Below are 23,768 nucleotides of genomic sequence, written 5' to 3'. Positions count from 1 at the left end.
AAAGCTATTGCGGATTATACTGAGGATAATATGGGTATCGCTTATCAAGTTTGATTTTCCCTTGAATAATTGATTGTTCTACCCAATTCAAGAATTCAGAGATCACACTAAGATAAATATCTACAGGTTGAAGTGCAGCATCTGTAGAGGCAATTACTATATGGCTTCCTGTTTTACCACTTAAAATATCTAATTTAAAATCCTCATGAAAATCTATCGTTAAATCACTTCGGTCAGGGATTGATATATTAAATGACTTAGGAGTCGTATTTATTGAAAAAAACCATCTTCCCTGCTTCTTTGGTACATATTTACCAAACTTCAATTGTGCTGAATGTGCATTTTGGCCAACTCTAGCATCAATACCCACGCCAGATTCAAGTCCTTTTTGTTCAATACTTAATAGTAATGAAGACAACTTATTTTGTGTATCAATATCCCATAACTCAAAATGTTCTAATACTGAACTAACTAGGTATTTTTCTACTATATTCAATTTAAGCCTCTCCTTGGTTTACTGGTTTACATAAAACTGCATCAAGATGATGAAATGGTCTCCCTCTACCTCATCGCATGGTCTTAGCCATGCTTGATGTATTAAATCAATATGCAGGCAAATAGCATGACTCAAAATAAAAGCATCAGTCCCAACTTAGCAAAAAATAGTTTTTTCTTTGTGAAATCAATAATAAAGAAAATAATTTTATCCATAGTATCAACATATCATGCAATTAGTAGAAATTTTTCGCCCCAGATAACTGACGTAAAATGATATGGCATTCACTCTTCAGAATTAAAGAAGATTTTATTATAAATCATAACGTTAATATTATTAGTTCACCACAATAATAACGCTCGACTTCTTTTTGGCATCAACCTTCATGATATTTCCAATATTTACTTATATAAGGTGGCTTGGGCTTATCCAACACTTCGATAGTTCTCGGCTACGCAACACATATCCTTATTTGTTATTTGTTATTTGTTATTTGTTATTTGATTTTTGATAATTTCTCTTAACTGATCTGGGTGCATTGCTGGCTTTGTTCTATGAACCATTGCGTGACAATTCGGGCAAAGTGGACGAAGATCATTTATAGGATCAACGATATACTCTTTCCCAACAAGAGCTAAATCCAATACGTGATGAACATGGATAAAACCTGAACCTAACTCTGCCCCGTATTTTTTCGAAAAGTTAAAACCACATGAGTTACACACGGCGCCATAATATTCAATGCATTTCCGACGAGCTTCGGGATTACGTTCGATAGCATTAATAGTAACTTGCTTTACCTTACCCTCTTTGTATTCAGCATCATTAGTCTCATCTGGATATAAAGAAAGATTAATATGGCTGGAAAGTAAATAAATACCACCAGTTCCATTAAACACTTTTGCTGATAACTTTTTTCCAATTTTAGCAGAAAACTTTTGTAGTTCATCAGAAGCAAATTTGTACTCTTCCGATGTCTCATCTAACTTAGAAAACCACTTATTCAAGACAGCTTGAGTCTCTCCACCATGCCCTTTACCAACGTAGTTCGAAACTGTTGTATTTTTGTATCCAATAAATTTACTTGGAGCAAATAAGCCAAGTTCTGGAAAATAATACCAATGGAAGAACTGAGAAAAACGGTCATAAGCAATGCAATTCCCTTTAGCTATCTTATTAAATTCTCGCGCATTTTCTATGACTTCAGTACTAGACTCAACTAAGTTCAATTTTCACCTCTTTTGAAATTTCGATAAATACATAACGCTTTGCTAACGGGCGATAACGCTATACCACTTAACTAAAAATTTTTACCTTAAACACTAAAACCGATTTGCATACAAATAACCAAGTATTAAAAGTCCCTGTGAAATAGTTTATAAAATGAAGCTACTGTGCAGTAAAGTGAAAAAACACACCTTAAACTATTGTAAATACAACTTTCTAAAAATATTTATCATATATACATCGTTCAGATTATTCTTATGAACAACACCTTACCTATCTCACCTTGCAAGGTAAATGTCCCGCTATGATTGATGCTTATAGTCGTGCTGTACATCGCATTACTCAGCAGCCGGATACATCATCAGACACGTTAACTACCGACCTTCAGAAAAGGTATTTTGTCCAACAACTCAACACATCCATGTAGTACCGTGAAAATTGATCGCAATGGCTTACAGTTTTTCTTTAAGCGTATCCTTCAAGGTTATTGGCAGTAGATATTGCAGCATGTGTTACCAAAAGGGTTTCGACGAGTACGTGATTATGGTTTGTTGCGAGGACATGAAAAGAAGCGGCTTCAAGCTATCCAATTTATGTTCATGTTAGCCGGGCAACTGACGTTGCCCTCAACAAATAAAACGGTATGTATAAAAGCCCAACCCTTTTGCTCCTGCTGCCAACATGTCATGCAATTAACGGGAATATTTCGACCCAGATAATCGACGTTCAATAATAAGGATAATGGCTTTCACGCTGCAGAACTAAAGAGGATTTTATTATAAATCAGAGTATTAAAGTTATTGGTTCACACCAAGGATAACGCTCGACTGCTTTTTGTCATCACCCTTCATGCTATTTCCAATATTTACTTATATAAGGTGGCTTGGGCTTGTCCAACACTTCGGATAGGTGTCGGCTTCGCGACACATATCCTTATTTGTTAGAAGTTTACCTGCGTGGGCACTAATTGACTCACTTCATCTGGTGGGAAAAAGCCTTTTATTGCTACAGTCATTATGCTCCCATTTACAAGATGTTCAGAACTAGGTTCAGAAGCTGTTTTCAGTTGCCTCCAATCCGAAAATTCCGAATCCTGTGCTCGGGTTGCATAAAAAGCTTGTTCATTTACACAATCCACTACAGCAAGTGCGTAACGATAATTTGAACTGCGATCTATTTGAATTTGTGACTGCGTCACTTTTAATGCAACATCCATTTCTAGTTTAGGTAAGAAAAAGATCTTATCCTTATTGAACACCTGAAGTTCATCAGAGAATGGAACATTCACTTTCGTCATTATGTATCTAGTGCACTCTTCACCGCCATTTATGAGTAAGGGCTCCTTTTGGTATCTATGGACGGCTTCTTCTGCTACATGCTCCATGAGAGATTCAAAGGTTTTATGTTTCTCTTTGTGCTTCGATATTAAAACATTTTTAGAACGGTCATTATTCTCGGTAAATTCAAGCGATATACCGGGATTACTTCTGTCTACGCAGAATTCTGCAAATGAAACTTTAGTTTCAAAAGGCTCAATTTTAACAATAGATTTCCTGACTACCTGTAAATAAAAATCTATTACTTTTCCTGGTAGGCCCCACTCCTCGTCAGTTAATTCTCGAACAACAAAGATCGATATTCCCATCGACTTTGCATAAGTTTCTGCTCCTGACTGATAACCAACTGTCGTAAAAAAGACGCCTTTGGCTGCATTTAGATCCTGCATCCCCGCATAGAGTACATCGATATTGGCTCGTTCAACTTTTTTGTTCCAATATTTGCACTCGACAAGAGTACGATATTCGTAAGGGCCTTGCTTATGTTCGATTAGAACATCAATTTGACGTGTCGCACCAGATTTACCAGTTAAGGTCACATCTCGCTGCACATTCAAACCTTCCGATTTGTGTAAATCTTCAACGAGTTCTTCAAAACCGCCCCAATCTCGCACTGTATCTTTAAGTTGCATAATTTCCCCATACTTCTAACGCCTTGCTAAGGTGCGGCTAACGCTACGAAACCAAAGTAAAGCCACCGTAATCACTGAAGCTAACCGAACCAAAAATGCCAAAAGTTAGCCGTCACTCTTAAGCAATTTGTTAGAAGCCGATGGGTATACTAGCGAACCGTTAGCTTCTAGCCATTTAAGTAAAAAATTAATATGTGCAATATTATTCTTGCAGTTATTGAGTTGACGCTTAACTTCAGTCAATACGACAGGAATCTCAACACGCCATACCTGCTCTATCTCTAAATGCGTTTTGAATATTCCAAAGTAAAACGCTTCGTTTCGAGTAACCCGCTTTAGATTGTCACTTGTAACTCTATCCATTTGAAAGCTACAACCTCTATTCGTTTTTACATTAACACGACGAATACTAGCTAAATACTCGTAATAACCCCCCTCGCAATCTTGAGCATCTGGGAGATCTTTTTGAGGAACTAAGTTGTGACCAAGGATCTCAGCCATTATCAGCTCTTTTATTACTCCGGGCTGTAGAATATTTGTGATACCATATTTTTCTTGTGCGATCTCTTGTGTTTTCTTTAAGAGATCCATTATTTCAGATGAAGACATAAATTTCCTTAGGCTTCTAACGCCGCGTTAAGTAGTGAGCAACGCCTCCACATAGCCTTACCCATTATGCCGTAAACACAAAACTCAATTTGAACTGAGAATGCCATGCGTTGCGAATCTGCCTTAAACGCTTTGTTAGAACGTTTTTTCCATGAATAACAATTTCTTACCTTCATAGAACGCTTCTTTAAATTGCGTATAGCCCAGCTTTTTATAAATATATATTCCTCTTGAGTTTGATTCGAATACATCTAACCAGACTTTTGAACAGTTTAAGTTTTCCGCACAATACTGTTCCATCTCTTTAATTGCGAGTTGACCAAGACCCTTTCCTTTGGAAGCAACAACAATTCTCCTGAACTCAACGACATCTTGGCTTTCTTGCGACAAAATTATGAAGCCTGACAACTCGTTTTCGTAGTACAAAGACAGATAAATTACGTCATTGCTCTCTATTAGACTTGCGTGCTTTTCTAGTGAATAAGGAATAACAAAGCCTTTTGTATCATAAGAACACTCCATTTCAACAAAAGCCCTGGCTTCTGATATCACCGACTTTCTTAATTCTAACACCATATTTTCCTAAACTTTCTAACAGTATATTAATAAGCATTCTTACTTTTACGCTTTATTAATACTGTAAATATTCAACATTTTACCAAATAAAAGCACTACGTTTCATAGTGTTAGTCGCAAAAAATCACATTCAATCGATATGTTTTCTTTGGTAAAAGTAAGAATGGTATTTTGTCCGTCGGATTAAATACACAAACAACAAAATTGGCTATTTAATATCAATAGGTTAAAAACACCTGCTGAGATAATTAAGAAAATTTTCTGATTAAAAACGAGACTTAATCGGCAAAATTTACGCTTTCCATTATAACTGGATAAATACACAGTCAATTTCATTACCAGCAAACAAAAGCATTTCGCCTAAATTGAAATAGAAATAACAGGTGTAGTAAAGAAAGGAAATGGAGAATAAAAAATGGAGAAAAAACAGCGTTCATCTCCATTTTTAAGGATTATTGTGGCTTGTGGTTCTTGGCTAAAAACGCATCCAGTTTGTTAGCGAAGTTTTGGCGATCCGCTTGGCTAAGTGGTGCAGGGCCACCTGTTTGTACCCCACTGCTGCGCATGGTTTCCATGAAGTCACGCATTTGTAAGCGCTGCTTAATGGTATCTTTGGTATACATTTCACCACGAGGGTTTAAGGCATGTGCGCCTTTGGTGATCACTTCATCAGCCAGTGGAATATCGGCGGTAATGATTAAATCCCCTGCTTCGGCTTGTTGTACGATGTAGTTATCTGCCACATCAAAGCCTTGCTCTACTTGTGTCGAGCGAATAAACGGTGATGGCGGTACTCGAATATATTGGTTTGCCACCAGCGTAACATTTACTTTGGTTCTGTCTGCGGCACGAAATAAGATTTCTTTTACCACGTTAGGGCAAGCATCAGCATCAACCCAAATTTTCATCGTATTTCCTTATTGCTATTAACCTAATTTTTATTGGCTGTTTAGCTCGGCATTATCTGTAAAAAAGCCGCCCTATGTGAAGGCGGCTTTTCATTATCTTTTAAGCGTTAGCTCGTTGAATCAACGACCTTATCCCACTAGGCCTTTCTTCGCAATGTACTCGTCGTAAGTACCACGGAAATCTTCAACACCGTCTTTGGTGATTTCGATAATGCGTGTTGCAATCGAAGATACGAACTGACGGTCGTGAGATACGAACATCAATGTACCCTTGAAGTTTTCTAGTGCAAGGTTAAGTGATTCGATAGATTCCATATCCATGTGGTTGGTTGGCTCATCCATTAGTAGGATGTTAGGACGTTGCATGATTAGCTTACCAAACAGCATACGACCTTGCTCACCACCAGAAATCACTTTTACAGACTTCTTGATGTCGTTTTGAGAGAACAACATACGACCTAAGATACCGCGAACAACTTGCTCGTCGTCGCCATCTTTCTTCCACTGACCCATCCAGTCTAGTAGTGTCATGTCTTCTGCGAAATCAGCGCTGTGATCCTGTGCGTAGAAACCAATGTTATTGTTTTCAGACCACTTAACCATACCCGCCATCGGCTCCATTGCACCTGCTAGGGTGTTTAGGAATGTTGATTTACCGATACCGTTCTCACCGATGATCGCAATGCGCTCACCCACTTCAACAAGCAGGTTAACACCGTTGATCAGGATGTTTTCACCGTAACCTTGTTTTAGACCTTCCACTTCAAGTGCGTTACGGAACAGTTCTTTTTCCTGATCGAAACGAATGAATGGAGATTGACGGCTAGATGCTTTCACTTCTTCTAGCTGGATCTTATCAAGTTGCTTCTGACGAGATGTCGCTTGTTTTGCTTTTGATGCGTTTGCAGAGAAGCGGCTTACGAACGTTTGTAGTTCAGCCATTTGTGCTTTCTTCTTCGCATTGTCTGCAAGTAGACGTTCACGCGCAGCTTCTGCTGCCATCATGTATTCGTCGTAGTTACCTGGGAATAGACGAAGCGCACCGTAGTCCAAGTCAGCCATGTGAGTACATACGCTGTTTAGGAAGTGACGGTCGTGCGAGATGATGATCATTGTACAGTTGCGCTCAAGTAGAACTTGCTCAAGCCATGCAATGGTGTGAATGTCCAAGTTGTTCGTCGGTTCGTCAAGTAGCATGATGTCTGGATCAGCGAACAGTACCTGTGCAAGAAGAACACGTACTTTAAGACCCGGTGCAACAGCGCTCATTAGACCGAAGTGTTGCTCTTCAGGAATACCAAGACCTAGTAGTAATTCACCTGCACGTGCTTCTGCTGAGTAGCCGTCCATTTCTGCAAATTCTACTTCTAGATCAGCAACACGCATGCCGTCTTCTTCAGACATTTCTGGCATAGCGTAAATGCGGTCACGCTCTTCTTTTACTTTCCACAGTTCTTTGTGACCCATGATAACGGTATCAACAACTGTGTACTCTTCAAATGCGAACTGATCCTGACCTAGTTTCGCCATGCGCTCGTTAGGATCTTTTGAAACAGTACCTGCAGACTGTTCTAATTCGCCACCCAGAATTTTCATGAATGTCGACTTACCGCAGCCATTCGCGCCGATAAGACCGTAACGGTTACCTTCACCGAATTTAACTGAGATGTTTTCAAACAATGGCTTGTCGCCAAATTGCATTGTGATGTTAGCTGTTGAAATCAATGTACTGTTCCAATTTTGATGTAGATATCAAGCATTAAAAAAGCCGCTTACTACAAGCGACTTTCCTCTAAATTGGCGCGGAGTATATCAGATTCCGTGACTTACATCACCTCTAATTACTAACTAAATTGTAACCAGTTTCAGGTTAACTAATTGCTTCCGTTAGGTTCAAAAATTCAGAGTATGGATTAATGCAATTTGATTTCAAATATTTGTATGATGATTAACTTAGGCCGAAGCGTATAGTCAATCGCATCACATTGATGAATAAATAAAGAGTTATTATGGATATGCATTCTTTCGGCAATTGGCTTCCAAAAAGCAAAGCACATGTAAATGCTTGGATTCAGCATTTGAAAGCACACGCCACTCAAAATCCGACTGATCTTGTTAAACCTGTTCAAGAGTTTAAAGATCTGGTTGATAACGATGAAACACTCAAAGAGCTTGCAGAGCGAATGTTTAGCTACGCTGGCAACCAAAAAGAGTTCACCCCATTAGGCACACCTGAAGTGCTATCGTTTGATGAGTTTATTGTGCTGCTAAACGCAATTATGACTCAAGCACCTGAATGCACTGAGTACACTGATCCGCAAACCGGTGAGCTTAACCCATGTGGTTTAATTGGTTTTCCGATCAATGCCCTGCTCGATTGGCCAATGGCTACACCTGCCGGTTATACTTTCTTTTCTAATACGTTAGTTAATCAACAAATTAAGAAGATCCTAACTTACTGGTCAACATTCTTGGAAAGCCAAGATTCTCGTTATGTATTGGTTACCGATGATTTAAACCGTACGCCTAAGGTATTGGGCTGGTTAAATCCTACTGCGCAACGTGAAATGGTTGGTGTCGCTTGCCAAGCAACCTCCGATCCTGCATTAAAAGCATTGCCGTTTGAGCACTTTTTCCAATGTGATCCTAGTGATAAGTATTATGGCTTTAAATCTTGGGATGACTTTTTCACTCGTGAATTCGTAAAAGGTGTTCGTCCCATTGCTGAAGGCGACAATATTATTGCTAACGCCTGTGAATCTGCCCCACTTCAAGTGGTCGAGAATGTGGCTGAAAGTGCAGAGTTCTGGCTTAAAGGTCAACCTTATTCACTACAAAACATAATGGACTTTGATCCACTCGCGAAGCAATTTGTTGGTGGTACGGTATATCAAGCATTCTTAAGTGCATTGAGCTATCACCGCTGGAATAGTCCTATAAGCGGTACTGTGAAAAAAGCCTACATTGTGAATGGCTCTTACTACTTGGGTAACCAGTACCAAGGTTTTGGTAACCCTGATGGTGCCGATGACAGTGCACCAAACAATTCACAACCATTTTTAACCGCTGTGGCAACACGTGCGATTATCTTCATTGAATCTGATAATCCTAATATTGGTTTAATGTGCTTTATCGCTGTGGGTATGGCTGAAGTATCATCTTGCGAAATCACGGTTAAAGAAGGTCAACACCTAGATAAAGGTGATGAATTAGGTATGTTCCACTTTGGTGGCTCTACTCACTGTCTTGTGTTTGGTCCTGATGTGAAATTGGCATTTGATTTCCACAACACTGAACCAGGCTTAGATGCCACTAATATTCCTGTTTGTTCTCGCATCGCAACCGTATTAACAAACGATTAATTTAAACGGTCATTTGTTTTAAACGTTACTAATAAATACAACAACGCCTTATTACTGATTTTATTATCAAAGTAATAAGGCGTTTTCTTTATTCAAACAAACTTACTGTTTTGTACGTCGATTATCGACGTGGTGGACGGCTACCACTACGTTGATGACCACCACGACTATTACTGCGACCTCGGGATGCACGCTCTTTGTATGCTGACGCTGCTTTTGCTTGAGAAGCTAGAATAGAATCAACGGTTAATTCCATTGGTTCACGTGGCACAATACCATCAGCAAAAGTACGCATACGAGGCGGAATTTCACGTTCTGCTGCTGTTGGTCGCGGCATGCGTTTGAAACGAGAAAGGTAGAATGCCTCTAATTTCTCTCTCGCCCACTGTGTTTTTTTCAGGTATTTCACACTGCTGGCAATCGATGGTTTGGTATTGAAGCAGTTAAAACGCATTGCCGTGTCTAAGATCTCCCAACCATAGTGTTCAACAAGCTCAGTTAGCATTTTCTCTAGGCTTAAACCATGAAGTGGGTTGTTCTGTAATAGTCGTTGCTCTAGGGTTAATTCTTTTTCTTTTTTAGCAGGTTGAGCATTCTGTTGTTGTTCTTGCATTAGCATTCCTAACGGAGATTTATGGGATTGCTATAAGTATAAAGGCAGGCTTCAATAACTGATAAACAATTTACTTCATTCGCTATTTTATGCGGTTTTATTAATCGACACAGCGGCTAGCTGATCGCTTTACCGCCCTTTACAACGCAGCAGTTCGCCCTCATGGCTCAACCCACATACTCTAACCACACCTAGCATTTTATTCTCAGATTTAAAACAACATTCATGTTTGAAATTGGCTTTAAAATCGAATTTATTTCAAAAAACTTACGATTTATTCTGTTTTTAATTCAGCCACCTACAAAAAATAACTTTTTTTTCTAATTTTTTCCGTTTTTTTGAAATTAAATTTAAACACCCTCGGTCTACTGTGATGAGCTTCACAATATTAATTTTACTGGACAATGAAAAATGAATCGTATCACTGTATTTACAGCTGCATTAGTCGCTTCAATTTCAGCACCTCTATCAGCCAACCCTATTTCTGTTTCTACTCATAACCAATACATCATCCAATTTGATGACAATATTACTGAGCACAAACGTTCAGAGATTGCAAAAGCTATACTGAGCAGTAAAGGTAAAATTCGCCATAATTACACACATGCTATTAAAGGTATGTCGATTAATCTTCCAGAAGCAGCACTAAAACAATTACAAGAACGCTTCCCTGATATATCTCATATCGAAAAAAATCTTCCTGTCTCTCTTGTTGCTCGTCCTGATAAACCAAAAGGCCCTGACAAAGAAAAAGGTGGTTATGGTAAAGGCGGGAAAAATAAAGACGGTGGTACAACACCTGAGCCGGAGCCAGAACCAACCCCTGAACCAGAGCCACCGAGCCGGAACCAGTACGTGATCCTGAAGTCGTGCCTTGGGGTGTACAGCGTGTCGGTCACCAAGTTGTTGATTACGGTACTGCATGGGTCATTGATACAGGTATTGATAGCACGCACCCTGACTTAAATGTTGATGTATCTCGTGGTGCAAGTTTTGTTGGTACCAATACAACTGAAGACGGTAACGGACATGGTACTCATGTCGCAGGTACGATTGCTGCAAAACTGGATGGTTATGATGTTGTTGGCGTAGCAGCAGGTGCTACGGTTGTACCAATTAAAGTTCTTTCAGATACAGGTAGCGGTACTATCGAAGGTGTGATTGCAGGTGTCGATCATGTTTACCAACATGGTAACTACGGTGATTGTGCCAACATGAGTTTAGGTGCTCAAGGTTTCTCAAGTGCTTTAGATTCAGCAATTAAAGCAGCAGCAAGTAAAGGTATAATCTTCGCTATTGCAGCTGGTAACAGTGCCGATGATGCGCAAAACTATACCCCAGCAAGTACAACCCACCCTAACGTTTACACCATTTCAGCGTTTGACCGTTACAACAATTTTGCGACCTTCTCTAATTACGGTTCTGTCGTTGAGTTTGCTCTTCCAGGTGTAAGTATTTTATCAACCAAAACAGGCGGTGGTACAACAACGCTTAGCGGGACGTCAATGGCTGCACCACACTTCTGTGGTTTAGCAATCATCAATAGCTATTACGTGAGTGGTTACGTAAACAACGATCCTGATGGCAATCCGGATCCAATTCCAAGCTTATAAAAAATAAGCTGATAAATAATAATGACGTATATTCGATGTTCGATTTAAGCTGCACATGGCTGTGCAGCTTTTTTTCGTTTATGTCTCGCTATTTTAGAAAGCGAGCAAAATGGCTAGGCTATTATTCCCAATCAAGGATCACTTTGCCTGACTGTCCTGAGCGCATTACATCAAAGCCCTGTTGGAAGTCATCAATCTTGTAGTGGTGAGTGATAATTGGTGTAAGATCTAAACCTGATTGGATCAATGTTGCCATCTTGTACCAAGTTTCAAACATTTCACGGCCATAGATGCCCTTGATGATCAAACCTTTGAAGATCACTTGGTTCCAATCAATTGCCATGTCTGATGGTGGAATACCTAACAGTGCAATTTTACCGCCGTGATTCATGCTTGATAGCATGCTGTTGAAGGCAGCCGGATTACCCGACATTTCCATACCAACATCAAAGCCTTCTTTCATGCCAAGCTCTGCCATAACATCGGTAAGATTTTCTTTTGAAACGTTAACAGCACGAGTTACACCCATTTCACGGGCAAGATCTAAGCGGTATTCGTTCACATCCGTGATCACTACGTGACGTGCACCCACGTGTTTTGCTACAGCCGCAGCCATAATACCAATTGGGCCAGCACCTGTGATCAATACATCTTCACCCACTAAATCGAATGAAAGTGCTGTGTGTACTGCATTACCAAACGGGTCGAAAATAGACGCGACATCATCTGAAATATCATCAGGAATTTTGAAGGCGTTAAATGCTGGGATCACAAGGTATTCCGCAAATGCACCTTCACGGTTTACACCCACACCGATAGTGTTACGACATAAGTGAGTACGACCACCACGACAGTTACGGCAGTGACCACAGGTAATATGACCTTCACCAGAAACGCGATCGCCAACATTAAAGCCACGCACTTCCTGACCCATATCAACCACTTCACCTACGTACTCATGACCTACAACCATAGGTACAGGAATCGTTTTTTGTGACCATTCGTCCCAGTTATAGATATGAACGTCAGTACCACAAATAGCGGTTTTCTTAATACGAATAAGTAGATCATTGTGACCCATTTCAGGCTTGTCTACTTCAGTCATCCAGATGCCTTGTTCAGGCTTTAGTTTAGAAAGAGCTTTAATTTTCATTATGTCATTCGCTTTTTTCTTTGGATACAACGTGCTTTTCAGCGTCCTAGCTACCACTGAGATTTGTTATTTTGGTGTTCACCCATGCAGTGGTAGCGATATAACCTTTGTCTGTTTTAACGAGCAAAGAGCGTGAAATCTAAATTAATTAGATGATGCCCATCTCTTTGCCCACTTCGATAAATGCATCGATAGCTTTATCAAGTTGCTCAAGAGAATGTGCCGCAGACATTTGAGTACGAATACGTGCTTGACCTTTTGGTACCACAGGGAAAGAGAAACCAATCACGTAAATACCTTTAGCAAGCGCACGTTCAGCAAATTCTGCTGCGACTTTTGCATCACCTAGCATGATTGGAATGATCGCATGATCAGCGCCTGCCATGGTAAAGCCAGCTTCTGTCATACGTTTACGGAAGTGTGCTGAGTTTTCCCATAGGCGATCACGAAGCTCACCGCTTTCTGCTAATAGATCGATAACACGGTTAGACGCAGACACAATGGCAGGTGCGACTGAGTTAGAGAACAAGTACGGACGTGAACGCTGACGTAACCAGTCAATCACCTCTTTTTTACCTGCTGTGTAACCGCCTGATGCACCGCCCATTGCTTTACCTAGCGTACCTGTAATGATATCGATACGATCCATCACGTTATGGTATTCGTGCGTACCACGACCATTTGCGCCCATAAAGCCAACAGCGTGAGAATCATCAACCATCACTAGTGCGCCGTATTTTTCCGCCAAATCACAAATTGCAGGTAGATTTGCAACGACACCGTCCATTGAGAACACACCGTCAGTCACGATAAGTGTGTTACGTGCACCTGCTTCTTTCGCTGCAATTAATTGCTGCTCAAGCTCACTCATGTTGTTGTTGGCATAACGGAAGCGCATCGCTTTACATAGGCGTACGCCATCAATGATTGAAGCGTGGTTTAGCGCATCTGAAATGATCGCATCTTCTGCATCAAGAATAGTTTCAAACAAACCTGCGTTAGCATCAAAGCACGATGTATAAAGGATCGTGTCTTCCATACCTAGGAAATCAGATAACTTACGCTCTAGCTCTTTGTGCGCATCTTGCGTACCACAAATAAAACGTACCGATGCCATACCAAAACCGTGCTCATCCATGCCCTCTTTTGCGGCTTGAATAAGATCTGGATGATTCGCTAAACCAAGGTAGTTATTGGCACAAAAGTTTAAGACTTCTTCACCCGATTGAATTGATACTGATGCTTGTTGCGCTGATGTGATCACACGCTCAGATTTGTACAATCCTTCTTTTTTCACATCTTCAAGTTGCTGTTGGATTTGGGTATAGAATGCAGAAGTCATGATGTCCCTCACAGTATTATTATTCTGAATGTGTTGGTAGATTACGCGCTTAAATCCAACATTATCGTCACATGATAAAAACATGCATCATAGCGACAATCATCGAACATAAATCGTATCTATGCCAAATTTCCGATCTTTTTTATGCCTAATTAGCAATAAATCCAATACGGATAACTACAAGCTAATATTGCCATTCTAATCCATGCCAAAAACAACTATTATCCCCCGCGGTGGAAAATGATTATTGACCTGTAGGCACAAATAAATGGACACACATAAACTCATCGCACTAATGCCAGACTTAGCGACTTTTATCGTGATCGTCGATGAAGGCAGTTATACTGCGGCTTCGCGCAAGTTAGGCGTCACCCCATCGGCACTCAGTAAGCAGATCGCAAGGTTAGAGAAAACGCTCTCAGTTAAACTGCTTGAACGCACCACGCGTAAATTAGTGATCAGTGAGTCAGGCAATCGTATCTATAAGCAATGCACCCAAATGATCGATGCTGCGAAAGAAGCGATAGAGATATCAAGTTCAGAACACACCATTCCATCAGGTACGGTGACCATTGCAGCCCCCAAAGCCTTTATGAGTATCGTGCTTCAACCTTTAGTTAAATCTTTCTTAACACAATATCCAGAAGTGAATTTAAAGCTAAAAGCTTGTGATGGCGAAATTGATATTATTGCTGATGGTATTGATGTGGTGTTTCGTTTAACCGAACGTCCATCTGAAGGGTTAGTATTAAAGAAAATCGGCAAAGTTAATTTAACTTTGTGTGCCAGCCCTGAATATATTGCTAAGCGTGGCATACCCACTCACCCTCGTGAGTTAAAGCAACATGATTGTTTATATTTAGGTGAAACCAATACTGATCATATTTGGGATTTTGATAAAGATGGTGAGCAAATCACCGTTGCTGTGACTGGTCGTTATGCCGTTAACCACTCGCAAATGCGCTTAAAGGGCGTGAAAGATAATTTAGGCATTGGATTGTTTCCTGACTTTGTGATCAAACATGATTTAACAGCGGGTAATGTCGTGCAGGTATTACCTGATTGGACTATACGCGGTAACTACCACGGAGATATAGCACTTCAATATGCGCAAACCAAATTTATGCCTGCTCGTATACGTGCGGTGATCGATTTTTTTACCTCAAATTTGACACTTTAATTTCATTAGCAATTGCGTAATATGCGCAATATCTCCTTTTCAACATTATAACTGAGATTTTAAGAACTTCAGATCGATTAAATTTACAGAATGGCTGATACTCTTATGACACTAAGTAATTGCAAATAAAAGCATTTTTATACAACCACTTATAAAAATGTATTAATACATCAAGGACAGAGCAAATGAATGCTAAAGTTATCGAAAATCACGATGAATTGATGTACTGGATTAATTTAGTAGAAAAAGAGTATGGACACTCAATCCTAATTAATACCTCGATTCACTTTATCTCAGGAACATACGAAGACGGCACAACAGGCCACGCTATTGAAATTACCAATGCCCAAGAGGAATTGATTGCTCGTTCACCAGTGAGTGTTGAATTAATGAATTTTGCTAGCAAAATGCAGTCTGTGGTCGCCACACAGGGTGTACAAAGTTTGGAAAGTCATTCACCAATCCTGCATTAATCTATCTACTTTCCATATAATTAAGGAGGCCGCTTTTGACAGCGGCTTTTTTATCCAAACAAAGTGTGTAGGTTTGCTTATTACTAGCAAAACTTGACCACTATCTCGGTTGTTTTTCCGCTCGTTGATTAATCAATCACCTTTAAATATCAACAGATAACATTAAAACTGATTTCATTCTTATTCGGTTAGTTCTAAAGTGTATTTACACCCTAAGATCTTGTATGGAATGCGTGATGGAAAAGTACATTGGCCTAATGTCTGGCACTAGCATGGATGGCGTAGATGCCGTTCTGGTTGAAATGAATGACAACAGCATCAAACTGTTAGCTAACCATGACTATCCAATGCCAACTGATTTAAAACAAGCCCTACTCGATGTTTGTATCGGTCAAAGTACAAACCTTCAACAAATTGGCGAGCTTGATCATCGCTTAGGTCATCTCTTTGCCGATGCCGTTAATGCTCTGCTTGAGAAAACACAGATCCCAGCCAGTGACATTAAGGCCGTCGCCAGTCACGGACAAACCGTGTTTCATGCACCTGATTCAGCCTATCCTTTTACCATGCAATTAGGTGACGCCAATATCATTGCAGCTAAAACGGGTATAACAACGGTTGCTGATTTTCGTCGTAAAGACATGGCATTTGGCGGTCAAGGCGCGCCTTTAGTCCCCGCATTCCACCAGCAATTATTTAGCGATAAACACATTAACCGCGTGATTTTAAATATTGGCGGTATTTCCAATATCACTGTGCTGACACCAAATAAACCTGTGATTGGTTTTGATACTGGTGCAGGCAACATGCTAATGGATGCGTGGATAAACCAACATCTTCAGCAAAGCTATGACAAAAACGCACAATGGGCGCTATCAGGTACAGTAAATTCAGAGCTATTAACTCGCCTACTGCAAGAGCCTTACCTTGCTCTGACTCCCCCTAAAAGCACAGGACGCGAATTGTTTAATATGCCGTGGTTAGAGCAGCACTTATCAGGATTAGTTATTGAGCCACAAGATGTACAAGCGACCTTGGCTGAATACACTGCTGTTACTATTGCGAATGATGTAAGTAAAACCACCCAAGACACACCTGATAACATGCCAAATGAGTTATTAGTTTGTGGTGGCGGAGCCCATAACCCATTATTAATGCAACGTTTAGCCTCCTTACTACCAGATTGGATAGTCACGACTACCAGCGAGCGAGGTGTGGATAGCGATAATATGGAAGCAATGGCTTTTGCATGGCTGGGCTATCGTACATTACATGGCTTATCTGGCAATTTACCTGAAGTTACTGGTGCATCTCGTTTAACTACACTCGGTGCGATCTATCCGGCAAACTAATTTCTGACGATGGCTTAAAATAGTGAATAAACAGTTTGTTATACTCACTATCGTCGTCATGATAAAAGACTATTTAGCTGTACTTAAACAGTGAATATGCTCAATTAGAGAACAATCTAAATGAATACAATGAAAAATAATGCGTTAGATTCCGATCTTATTTGCGCAAAAGAATTTAACCAAGTCGCCCTGATTTCCTGCTCAACCCAATATGACGAGCAAACTGTCGATAATGTGGTAAAGACCTTTATCGATCACGGCTACATGGTTACCACCAAATACCTACATCAAGTGATCTCCGACTTAGGTTATGTTAATACCGATCAAGAGCGTGCCAATAACCTGATCTCCGCTCTACTTGATCCTACTATTGATGTATTGTGGTTTTTCCGAGGCGGCGGCGGTGCACTAAACCTGTTGCCATATTTACATGCTTATAAAACGCAGCTTCGTGAAATCAAACCAAAGACCATTGTAGGTTTTAGCGATGTCACAGCCATTCACAGCTTTATTAATAATGAGTTAGGCTGGCAATCGGTTCATGCCATTAATGCATCAACTAACAAAGCGACCAACGGCGGTAATGAACAACCTATTCCTGACTTGAAAGCACTCATGCATGAAGGTGTTAGCTATAACACGGTATTACCGCTTAACGAGTTAGCAAAAACAACTGCAGTTTCAGGTCAACTGATTGGGGGGAATCACACTTTAGTGGGCGCAACCTTTGGCACGAAATATCAGCCAGACTTTGCCAATAAAGTATTATTACTCGAAGACATTGGCGTGACTTACCGTCAGCTAGATCGCTACTTACAACAGCTATTGTTCTTAAAAGACTTTGATGTAAATGCGATTGTATTTGGTCAGTACTACCAAATGGATCCAAACGATCAAGATCGCTTAATGTACAAAAAGGTTTTAGAGATCTTTGCCGAGCAGTTTGATAAGCCTGTTTATTACTTCCCGTTCATCGGACACGGTAAGCATAACCAACCAGTTATTTTTGGTCGCCAAGTATCGTTACAACGTCACGAAAATAACGATCATGGTATGCCATCGGATTATTGTACGTTGCAGCAATAAACTTAATTGTATTAGCACTTAACGATCTCGTTGGGTGCTAATACTCTTATTAATCCCCCTTCTCTGTCGGCTTTCTGTCACACTTTCCACTTAAAAATAAACATTCATAATATATTACTTGCCAGTATAAATATCTTAGAACTGTACAATTATTATATTTATCTCTGTTTCTAAACACACTAAAACAACCAGTCAGCATTTAATATCAATTTTTATATCTCTTGATATCTTTTAGCTTTTTCTTTGTAACACTTTGAAATAGATAGACTTCATAAAGTGTTTTCAACAATGTTAAGGTTGCCTCATCCTAAACGCTTCAATGAGGTTAATGATGAAAGCATCCCATTCTTTCTTTTCTAAAATGAAACAGACATTGCTTGATAGCATTGAATATAAAAATCGTATTTGGGTTATTAATATCAATAAGAATGGCGTTAGTGATGGTTCAAATGTAATAAGTGAAGACAGCTTTAGCAGTCCTTTATCTTGGATGGTTAAGTCTGGTTATTCACCTTCGATGCTAAAAATTGTTGACGAAATGAAGCGTTCAGAAACGACCACTATCCTGCTAGAAAGTGAAACTCATCATTTAATGCGTGTAAAATAATAGGCAATAAAATGACAAGTGATACAATTCATTCACCTTCAATAAGCCAATATATTAATCACGATTTTTTAAAACGATTATTATTGATTGCAACGCCTATTATTCTGCAAAGTATTCTTTTTTCCAGTAAAGGATTAATTGATATTTTGATGCTGAGTCAATTGTCTGAAGTTGATATTGCTGCTATGGGTATCGCAGCAAAAGCATTATTTGTGATCACGATTTTATTAACAGGTATCGCCACTGGTGGCGGTATTCTATCAGCCCAATATTGGGGTGCGAATAATCATCTCGGAGTAAAAAAGAGTACTGTATTGAGCCTATTCTCTACGGTTGTTTTTGCTTTTATATTCGCGCTCATTTTTTATTTTTATCCTCACGCAGTAATGCAATTAGCTACCTCATCACAAGAAGTTATTCAACGAGGTAGCGACTACCTCTCCATTGTGGGTTTTAGCTTAGTATTCAGTGCAGTAGTGGTTAGTTATACTGCAAGTTTACGTTCAATTACAGAGCCCCAAATAAGTACTTTCTTTAGCGCTTGCGGCATTTTGGCAAATATTTTCTTAAATTGGGTGCTTATTTTTGGTCACTTGGGTTTTCCAGCACTAGGAATAAAAGGGGCTGCGTTGGCAACCTTATTAAGTAGTGTATTTGAAGTCGTATTATTGCTTTTTTATCTTCTTATTAAAAAACACCTACTTATTTTCAACCTTGCCGACTTTACCGTCATAACATCAAGCAGTGAGTTAAAACGCTTTTTTTCGCTATCTTTACCTACAACATTTAATTTTCTTTTATGGTCAGTAGGGATCTTTTCATACCACGCGATTATGGGACTAAGTGGTGTTGAAGGTTTGGCGGCACTTTCCGTGATGACACCGATTGAATCTTTATCTCTGAGCTTTTTAGTGGGGATTGCTAACGCCTCTGCAGTCATTATAGGTAATGAACTGGGGGCTAAGCAATATCAAAGAGCCTATTATCAAGCGATTATTCTGGTGATAATTGCAATTATTGTTACTTGCATTATCTCTCTGATTTTATTTGTAAATCGAGAATATATTCTAAGCTTATTCCCTGCCCTAAGCCCGACAACCGAAAACTTATCCAATACTTTTATGATCATCTTAGCTGTGGGGATCATTTTACGCTCTCTTCCGACCACAATGGTGGTTGGTGTATTACGTGCTGGTGGTGACGTGAAGTTTTGCTTATATCAGGATGTATTAACTCAGTGGGCTTTTGGTATTCCGTTAGCCTTTATTGCCGCTTACTTTTTAAAATTACCGCCACAATGGATTTATCTGCTCTTTTTTGCTGAAACTCTATTTAAATGGTTTGCCTGTATCTACCGTTTCAAAAGTAAAAAATGGCTCAATCATCTGGCATAAAAAAACGGTGAAAGCCTACTCGATATGGATAAAGCTTTTCACCGTTTTTAATAACTGTTGTAAATGAATTACTTATTAGCTGCTTTCTCTTGCATCTTTAAGTATTTCTTCACTTTTTTCATTGCCATTTGACGCTTAAGTGGCGATAGGTAATCAATGAATAGAATACCTTTTAGGTGATCAATTTCGTGCTGTAGTGCAATCGCAAGGAAATCATCACGCTCTAGGTGAATGTCATTACCATCGCGATCCAGTGCTGTTAGTTCGATTTTCTCAAAACGCTCAACGTCTGCGTAGTAATCAGGCACTGATAGACAGCCTTCTTGACCAACCACTGGGTTCTCACCACGAACGATCTTAGGGTTAACGAATACCTGTGGCTCATTACGCTCTTCAGATAAGTCGATAACAATAATAGATTCTTTGCGGCCTACTTGAGGAGCAGCTAAACCAATACCATTACCCGTTTCGTACATGGTTTGTAGCATGTCGTCGATAAGCGTTTGGATGTGTTCAGCTTTTACGTCTGTTACTTCTTCAGCTTGAACGCGTAGCTTTGGATTTGGTTCGGTTAAAATTTCTAAAACTGCCATTTTCTCTCTACTTACTCGATGGAGTTGAATACCTTGCAGGGACGTAACTTATCAGATAGCCGCTCACTCTCAAAGTGATAATTAGTCTTGTTGCTCTATGTTCAATAGTTTATATAACAGAGAAAAGAGAGAATAATCGTTTGTTTCAATTGGTATAATAGGTAAAAGTGAATAAAGTTTGTGCTATTGATTTATATATTTGCTGCTAAATCATCCCCATTCTCATGATTAAAAGCCTGTTGCAGACTTTTATATAACATGACTTTATCAATGGGTTTTGACACATAATCATCCATCCCTGCTTTTAAACAACGTTGTTTTTCTTCCTCTAACACATTCGCTGTTAACGCAATAATAACAGGGCGGTGAATGGACTGCATTTCGCGTATTAATTCTGTGGCTTCGAGCCCCCCCATATTGGGCATTTGGCAGTCCATCAAGATAATATCAGCTGTGTTTTCAATCATATACTCAACAGCTTGTAAGCCGTCACTAACAACAGCAATATTTTTTAATCCAAATGAGATTAAAAATGCCTTAATTAATTGCTGATTGACCATACTATCTTCAACAACCAAAATCTTACGATCTTCGTACATAGATAAGTTAGTCTGCTGAATTTTTTCCTCACTATTCTCACAGCGTTTTTCATCAGATTGCTTGAGTGGAATATCAAACCAAAATGTCGTCCCTTTCCCAACACAACTTTCAACCTTAAGTTCTGCAAACATCAACTTACACAAGCTGTTTGATATTGATAAACCTAGCCCTGTCCCACCAAATTGACGAGAAATAGAACCATCTGCTTGTCTATACGAATCAAATATAAATGCTAATTTTTCTTCTGCTATACCAATCCCGGTATCTATCACTTTAAAGCGTAACCACTGAATATGTTTATCGTTATATTTCCTTAATTCTTCACACTGTTGTACTGGCGAAGATAAACGTTCAACACTTAATGTTACAGAGCCTGTATGAGTAAACTTAACCGCATTCCCAATTAAATTAATCAGTATTTGACGTAAACGCCCTTCATCAGCAATAAAGCCAGACGCAATGTCGCCTCCGATTTCTGTTGAAACATGGATCTTCTTTATTTTGGCTTGATGAATAAATGGCGTAATACAACTATGAACAAATGGGTTAAAAGCAAAAGGTGTTAAATGTAATTCCACATTACCTGATTCTAATTTCGAGTAATCCAATATTTCATTGATGATCACTAATAATGAGTACGCTGACTCTTTGATATAGCCAATCTGACGACGAGATTCCTTATCCAATTTTCGTTCTTCTAGGCATTGGACAAAGCCAAGCACGCCATTCATTGGGGTACGGATTTCGTGACTCATATTTGCCATAAATTCCGCTTTTATTTTGATCGCTTCACTTAAATCATCCGCTTGTTCTCGTAACTTTCGATTTAAGCCTTGCAGTTTACTTTCAGTATTGTGAATACATTCATCAGCTTTTTTTAATTCTGAGGCTAATAACGACACCTCACCTTCAGCATCGCCAACATCTGAAATATTAACACCGCCAGAGCCTATTTTTGGTAGTTGACCAATTAAAAACGTTAATGGTCTTGTTACCTTACGGTACATATAAATCAAAATGAAAAATATAAAAAATAAGAACGGTAGAATAAAAACTAACAGCTGAATTAAAATAGTGGTAACGATGTCTGACGAGCTGTAATAAATCACATAATTAAATATATCATCGCCATTAAATGATACTGGGTAAGTGAGTTTATAATTACCTTTATAAATAGATAAACCTGGAGTTTGTTTCAAAGGTTCATAATTGTCATCATCACCATTTTCATAAAAATGAAGTAAGTGACCCTCTAAATCATACAAACTTAACGAAAGGATCTCTTTATGTCCTTCCAAGGAGCGATTAAGCTCAATGGCTGTCTCGGTATCCTGGTAGATTGCAGTATCAATAAGTAATGGTGAAAAGGTATTCATCATCACTTTAATATCTTTTACCACCCGTTGGGTATTGTTGTAATAACTAATGTAAAGCGCTGATAACATGACACAAAGTAGAACCGTGCTCATTACCAGCGCAATTTTACTAAACAAGCTTGTTTTATGATATAAATGATGAATATCATGGTCGTGCGAAATCTTGGCGTTGAATTGCTCACTCTTTCCTTTTGCCAGAGAATTATCGTCAACATTTTCCTTCATCATTTTACCCTCAAGGTAAACCTATTTCTCGATGGGTAATCCCTTCTCAGACCAATCAATCCAAGAACCATCATAATGCGCAACATTAAATCCAGCTTGTTTTAATAAGTAATAAGATAATGTCGATGCTGTACCTTTATTACAGTAAGTAATATTTTTCTTTGTTTTATCTAATTTACTTAGTACTTCATCAAGTTCTGCTTGAGATTTAAGAAATTTCTTACCATTGGCATCTGTGGTAAAGAACTTACTTAAATCAATATACTTTGCTTTAGGTATACGACCATATTTACTGGTGACCGATTTCTTACCTAAATATTCATCATAAGTACGGCTGTCATATAAATTATATTTCGGATTATGAACCGCAACTTTTGCAACCGTCGTGCTTGCATAAATACTAGGATTAAGTACTGGCACATAATCAGAGGCCGGTAAGGTATGTGCAATTTGGGAGATCTCGTTACCCTCTTTCCATCCATCAAGACCACCATTTAAAATCGCTAAATCTTTAACCCCATAAAGCTCCAATACCCAAAGTAATCGAGACGCAAACATCAGTTCACCTTGATCATACACGATCACTTTAGCGTCTTTCGTTACTCCTTTCTCTCTCAGCAATGGGGCTATGTTGACTTTATTTTTAACGTAATAAACATCATCTTGAACAACATAAGTATCCTCTACAGGAAAACTGATTGCATTAGGGATATGCCCTTGATCATACTGTTCTTTAGATCGACTATCGAAAATCACCACTGGCTGCTTCGTTGCTATTTGCTCTTTCAACCAACTAGGATCAACAACATAACTTTTTTGTGCCAACGCACTCATACTGGTAAAGAAACCCAATATAACAAACAAAAAAAACGATAAATTTTTCAATATGTTTTGCCATTTAGTCATTCTGTTTTCCTTATTTCACCTGTAATATGCGCACCAACAAACAATAAGAACACTTGTGACCAACACATTTCATATCCAGCAAGAAACTAGCCAAAATAAAAAATACTA

Annotated in this window: 22 protein-coding genes and 1 pseudogene; 10 read left to right on the top strand and 13 right to left on the bottom strand. The window is 39.1% G+C overall.

The window, feature by feature from the left end:
* Nucleotides 1-4: 4 nt before the first annotated feature.
* Together Q7657_RS15830 and Q7657_RS15825 are read right to left on the bottom strand one after the other, a co-directional pair.
* Nucleotides 5-496, bottom strand: a complete 492-nt coding sequence (locus Q7657_RS15830) for a hypothetical protein (RefSeq protein ID WP_107167378.1) — start codon at nucleotides 494-496, stop codon at nucleotides 5-7.
* Nucleotides 497-978: 482 nt separating this feature from the next.
* Nucleotides 979-1,725 carry an HNH endonuclease gene (locus tag Q7657_RS15825; RefSeq protein ID WP_107167379.1) on the bottom strand — a complete coding sequence of 249 codons (747 nt, stop codon included), beginning with the start codon at nucleotides 1,723-1,725 and terminating at the stop codon, nucleotides 979-981.
* 495 nt (nucleotides 1,726-2,220) lie between these two features.
* Here Q7657_RS15825 and Q7657_RS15820 point away from each other — a divergent pair.
* Nucleotides 2,221-2,442 (top strand): annotated as a pseudogene (locus Q7657_RS15820) (transposase); the annotation flags it as partial.
* 221 nt (nucleotides 2,443-2,663) lie between these two features.
* On the opposite strand, the gene Q7657_RS15815 reads toward Q7657_RS15820, so the two are convergent.
* From Q7657_RS15815 to Q7657_RS15795, 5 genes are all read right to left on the bottom strand, one after another.
* Nucleotides 2,664-3,692 (bottom strand): restriction endonuclease, encoded by a 1,029-nt coding sequence (locus Q7657_RS15815; RefSeq protein ID WP_107167380.1) that lies wholly within the window; start codon nucleotides 3,690-3,692, stop codon nucleotides 2,664-2,666.
* Nucleotides 3,693-3,797: 105 nt separating this feature from the next.
* Nucleotides 3,798-4,301 carry a PDDEXK family nuclease gene (locus Q7657_RS15810; protein WP_107167381.1) on the bottom strand — a complete coding sequence of 168 codons (504 nt, stop codon included), beginning with the start codon at nucleotides 4,299-4,301 and terminating at the stop codon, nucleotides 3,798-3,800.
* Nucleotides 4,302-4,436: 135 nt separating this feature from the next.
* Complete coding sequence (locus Q7657_RS15805; RefSeq protein ID WP_107167513.1) at nucleotides 4,437-4,877, bottom strand: GNAT family N-acetyltransferase; 441 nt, start codon at nucleotides 4,875-4,877, stop codon at nucleotides 4,437-4,439.
* A 452-nt stretch (nucleotides 4,878-5,329) separates the two neighbouring features.
* Nucleotides 5,330-5,785: a YaiI/YqxD family protein gene (locus Q7657_RS15800; protein ID WP_045062951.1), complete on the bottom strand. Its 456-nt coding sequence runs from the start codon at nucleotides 5,783-5,785 to the stop codon at nucleotides 5,330-5,332.
* Nucleotides 5,786-5,914: 129 nt separating this feature from the next.
* The gene (locus Q7657_RS15795; protein ID WP_107165197.1) at nucleotides 5,915-7,510 is read right to left on the bottom strand and encodes an ABC-F family ATPase; all 1,596 of its coding nucleotides are present in this window, start codon (nucleotides 7,508-7,510) and stop codon (nucleotides 5,915-5,917) included.
* A 284-nt stretch (nucleotides 7,511-7,794) separates the two neighbouring features.
* On the opposite strand from Q7657_RS15795, the gene Q7657_RS15790 reads away from it, so the two are divergent.
* Nucleotides 7,795-9,147: a phosphatidylserine decarboxylase family protein gene (locus Q7657_RS15790; RefSeq protein ID WP_107165196.1), complete on the top strand. Its 1,353-nt coding sequence runs from the start codon at nucleotides 7,795-7,797 to the stop codon at nucleotides 9,145-9,147.
* 121 nt (nucleotides 9,148-9,268) lie between these two features.
* Here Q7657_RS15790 and Q7657_RS15785 read toward each other — a convergent pair whose 3' ends face one another.
* Complete coding sequence (locus tag Q7657_RS15785; RefSeq protein ID WP_107165195.1) at nucleotides 9,269-9,760, bottom strand: VF530 family protein; 492 nt, start codon at nucleotides 9,758-9,760, stop codon at nucleotides 9,269-9,271.
* Between the two features lie 411 nt (nucleotides 9,761-10,171).
* Between Q7657_RS15785 and Q7657_RS15780 the strand changes: the two genes are divergently transcribed.
* Together Q7657_RS15780 and Q7657_RS15775 are read left to right on the top strand one after the other, a co-directional pair.
* Entirely contained in the window at nucleotides 10,172-10,726 is a 555-nt protein-coding gene (locus Q7657_RS15780; RefSeq protein ID WP_498827365.1) for a protease inhibitor I9 family protein, read from the top strand.
* Nucleotides 10,630-11,373 (top strand): S8 family serine peptidase, encoded by a 744-nt coding sequence (locus Q7657_RS15775; RefSeq protein ID WP_498827364.1) that lies wholly within the window; start codon nucleotides 10,630-10,632, stop codon nucleotides 11,371-11,373. Before Q7657_RS15780 ends, Q7657_RS15775 begins: the two co-directional genes overlap by 97 nt.
* 121 nt (nucleotides 11,374-11,494) lie before the next feature.
* On the opposite strand, the gene tdh is transcribed toward Q7657_RS15775, so the two are convergent.
* Together tdh and Q7657_RS15765 are read right to left on the bottom strand one after the other, a co-directional pair.
* Nucleotides 11,495-12,526 carry an L-threonine 3-dehydrogenase gene (gene tdh / locus Q7657_RS15770; RefSeq protein ID WP_008986940.1) on the bottom strand — a complete coding sequence of 344 codons (1,032 nt, stop codon included), beginning with the start codon at nucleotides 12,524-12,526 and terminating at the stop codon, nucleotides 11,495-11,497.
* Between the two features lie 148 nt (nucleotides 12,527-12,674).
* Entirely contained in the window at nucleotides 12,675-13,868 is a 1,194-nt protein-coding gene (locus Q7657_RS15765) for a glycine C-acetyltransferase (RefSeq protein ID WP_107165193.1), read from the bottom strand.
* 268 nt (nucleotides 13,869-14,136) lie between these two features.
* Here Q7657_RS15765 and Q7657_RS15760 point away from each other — a divergent pair, with 268 nt between their 5' ends.
* The 6 genes from Q7657_RS15760 (at nucleotide 14,137) to Q7657_RS15735 (ending at nucleotide 19,960) form a co-directional block, all read left to right on the top strand.
* Nucleotides 14,137-15,048, top strand: a complete 912-nt coding sequence (locus Q7657_RS15760; protein WP_107165192.1) for a LysR family transcriptional regulator — start codon at nucleotides 14,137-14,139, stop codon at nucleotides 15,046-15,048.
* Nucleotides 15,049-15,233: 185 nt separating this feature from the next.
* The gene (locus tag Q7657_RS15755) at nucleotides 15,234-15,521 is read left to right on the top strand and encodes a hypothetical protein (RefSeq protein ID WP_053988142.1); all 288 of its coding nucleotides are present in this window, start codon (nucleotides 15,234-15,236) and stop codon (nucleotides 15,519-15,521) included.
* A 236-nt stretch (nucleotides 15,522-15,757) separates the two neighbouring features.
* Complete coding sequence (locus Q7657_RS15750) at nucleotides 15,758-16,873, top strand: anhydro-N-acetylmuramic acid kinase (protein WP_107165191.1); 1,116 nt, start codon at nucleotides 15,758-15,760, stop codon at nucleotides 16,871-16,873.
* 120 nt (nucleotides 16,874-16,993) lie between these two features.
* Nucleotides 16,994-17,959 carry an LD-carboxypeptidase gene (locus Q7657_RS15745; RefSeq protein ID WP_107165190.1) on the top strand — a complete coding sequence of 322 codons (966 nt, stop codon included), beginning with the start codon at nucleotides 16,994-16,996 and terminating at the stop codon, nucleotides 17,957-17,959.
* 328 nt (nucleotides 17,960-18,287) lie between these two features.
* The gene (locus Q7657_RS15740) at nucleotides 18,288-18,566 is read left to right on the top strand and encodes a hypothetical protein (RefSeq protein WP_146146397.1); all 279 of its coding nucleotides are present in this window, start codon (nucleotides 18,288-18,290) and stop codon (nucleotides 18,564-18,566) included.
* Between the two features lie 11 nt (nucleotides 18,567-18,577).
* Complete coding sequence (locus Q7657_RS15735; protein WP_107165188.1) at nucleotides 18,578-19,960, top strand: MATE family efflux transporter; 1,383 nt, start codon at nucleotides 18,578-18,580, stop codon at nucleotides 19,958-19,960.
* A gap of 68 nt (nucleotides 19,961-20,028) precedes the next feature.
* Here the strand turns inward: Q7657_RS15735 and def are convergent, their stop codons facing one another.
* The 3 genes from def to Q7657_RS15720 form a co-directional block, all read right to left on the bottom strand.
* A complete protein-coding gene (def, locus tag Q7657_RS15730) occupies nucleotides 20,029-20,553 on the bottom strand; it encodes a peptide deformylase (RefSeq protein WP_498827363.1) in 525 nt (174 codons plus the stop codon).
* Nucleotides 20,554-20,744: 191 nt separating this feature from the next.
* Nucleotides 20,745-22,757 (bottom strand): response regulator, encoded by a 2,013-nt coding sequence (locus Q7657_RS15725; RefSeq protein WP_258178213.1) that lies wholly within the window; start codon nucleotides 22,755-22,757, stop codon nucleotides 20,745-20,747.
* An 18-nt stretch (nucleotides 22,758-22,775) separates the two neighbouring features.
* A complete protein-coding gene (locus tag Q7657_RS15720) occupies nucleotides 22,776-23,660 on the bottom strand; it encodes a sulfurtransferase (RefSeq protein WP_107165186.1) in 885 nt (294 codons plus the stop codon).
* Nucleotides 23,661-23,768 lie beyond the last annotated feature (108 nt).

This window comes from Candidatus Photobacterium acropomis (assembly GCF_030685555.1).
In the GTDB taxonomy this organism is placed as follows: Bacteria; Pseudomonadota; Gammaproteobacteria; order Enterobacterales; family Vibrionaceae; genus Photobacterium; species Photobacterium lucens.
Note: the sequence above shows the minus strand (reverse complement) of the source record. Positions and strands in the feature narration are given on the sequence as shown.

Excerpts from the sequence above, each read along its gene's own strand:
- Q7657_RS15815 (WP_107167380.1), bottom strand. The coding sequence starts at position 3,692 with ATGCAACTTAAAGATACAGTGCGAGATTGGGGCGGTTTTGAAGAACTC.
- Q7657_RS15790 (WP_107165196.1), top strand. The coding sequence starts at position 7,795 with ATGGATATGCATTCTTTCGGCAATTGGCTTCCAAAAAGCAAAGCACAT.
- Q7657_RS15760 (WP_107165192.1), top strand. The coding sequence starts at position 14,137 with ATGGACACACATAAACTCATCGCACTAATGCCAGACTTAGCGACTTTT.
- Q7657_RS15740 (WP_146146397.1), top strand. The coding sequence starts at position 18,288 with ATGATGAAAGCATCCCATTCTTTCTTTTCTAAAATGAAACAGACATTG.
- Q7657_RS15745 (WP_107165190.1), top strand. The coding sequence starts at position 16,994 with ATGAATACAATGAAAAATAATGCGTTAGATTCCGATCTTATTTGCGCA.
- Q7657_RS15720 (WP_107165186.1), bottom strand. The coding sequence starts at position 23,660 with ATGACTAAATGGCAAAACATATTGAAAAATTTATCGTTTTTTTTGTTT.
- Q7657_RS15810 (WP_107167381.1), bottom strand. The coding sequence starts at position 4,301 with ATGTCTTCATCTGAAATAATGGATCTCTTAAAGAAAACACAAGAGATC.
- Q7657_RS15765 (WP_107165193.1), bottom strand. The coding sequence starts at position 13,868 with ATGACTTCTGCATTCTATACCCAAATCCAACAGCAACTTGAAGATGTG.
- Q7657_RS15805 (WP_107167513.1), bottom strand. The coding sequence starts at position 4,877 with ATGGTGTTAGAATTAAGAAAGTCGGTGATATCAGAAGCCAGGGCTTTT.
- def (WP_498827363.1), bottom strand. The coding sequence starts at position 20,553 with ATGGCAGTTTTAGAAATTTTAACCGAACCAAATCCAAAGCTACGCGTT.
- tdh (WP_008986940.1), bottom strand. The coding sequence starts at position 12,526 with ATGAAAATTAAAGCTCTTTCTAAACTAAAGCCTGAACAAGGCATCTGG.
- Q7657_RS15725 (WP_258178213.1), bottom strand. The coding sequence starts at position 22,757 with ATGATGAAGGAAAATGTTGACGATAATTCTCTGGCAAAAGGAAAGAGT.
- Q7657_RS15750 (WP_107165191.1), top strand. The coding sequence starts at position 15,758 with ATGGAAAAGTACATTGGCCTAATGTCTGGCACTAGCATGGATGGCGTA.
- Q7657_RS15800 (WP_045062951.1), bottom strand. The coding sequence starts at position 5,785 with ATGAAAATTTGGGTTGATGCTGATGCTTGCCCTAACGTGGTAAAAGAA.
- Q7657_RS15735 (WP_107165188.1), top strand. The coding sequence starts at position 18,578 with ATGACAAGTGATACAATTCATTCACCTTCAATAAGCCAATATATTAAT.
- Q7657_RS15755 (WP_053988142.1), top strand. The coding sequence starts at position 15,234 with ATGAATGCTAAAGTTATCGAAAATCACGATGAATTGATGTACTGGATT.
- Q7657_RS15780 (WP_498827365.1), top strand. The coding sequence starts at position 10,172 with ATGAATCGTATCACTGTATTTACAGCTGCATTAGTCGCTTCAATTTCA.
- Q7657_RS15785 (WP_107165195.1), bottom strand. The coding sequence starts at position 9,760 with ATGCAAGAACAACAACAGAATGCTCAACCTGCTAAAAAAGAAAAAGAA.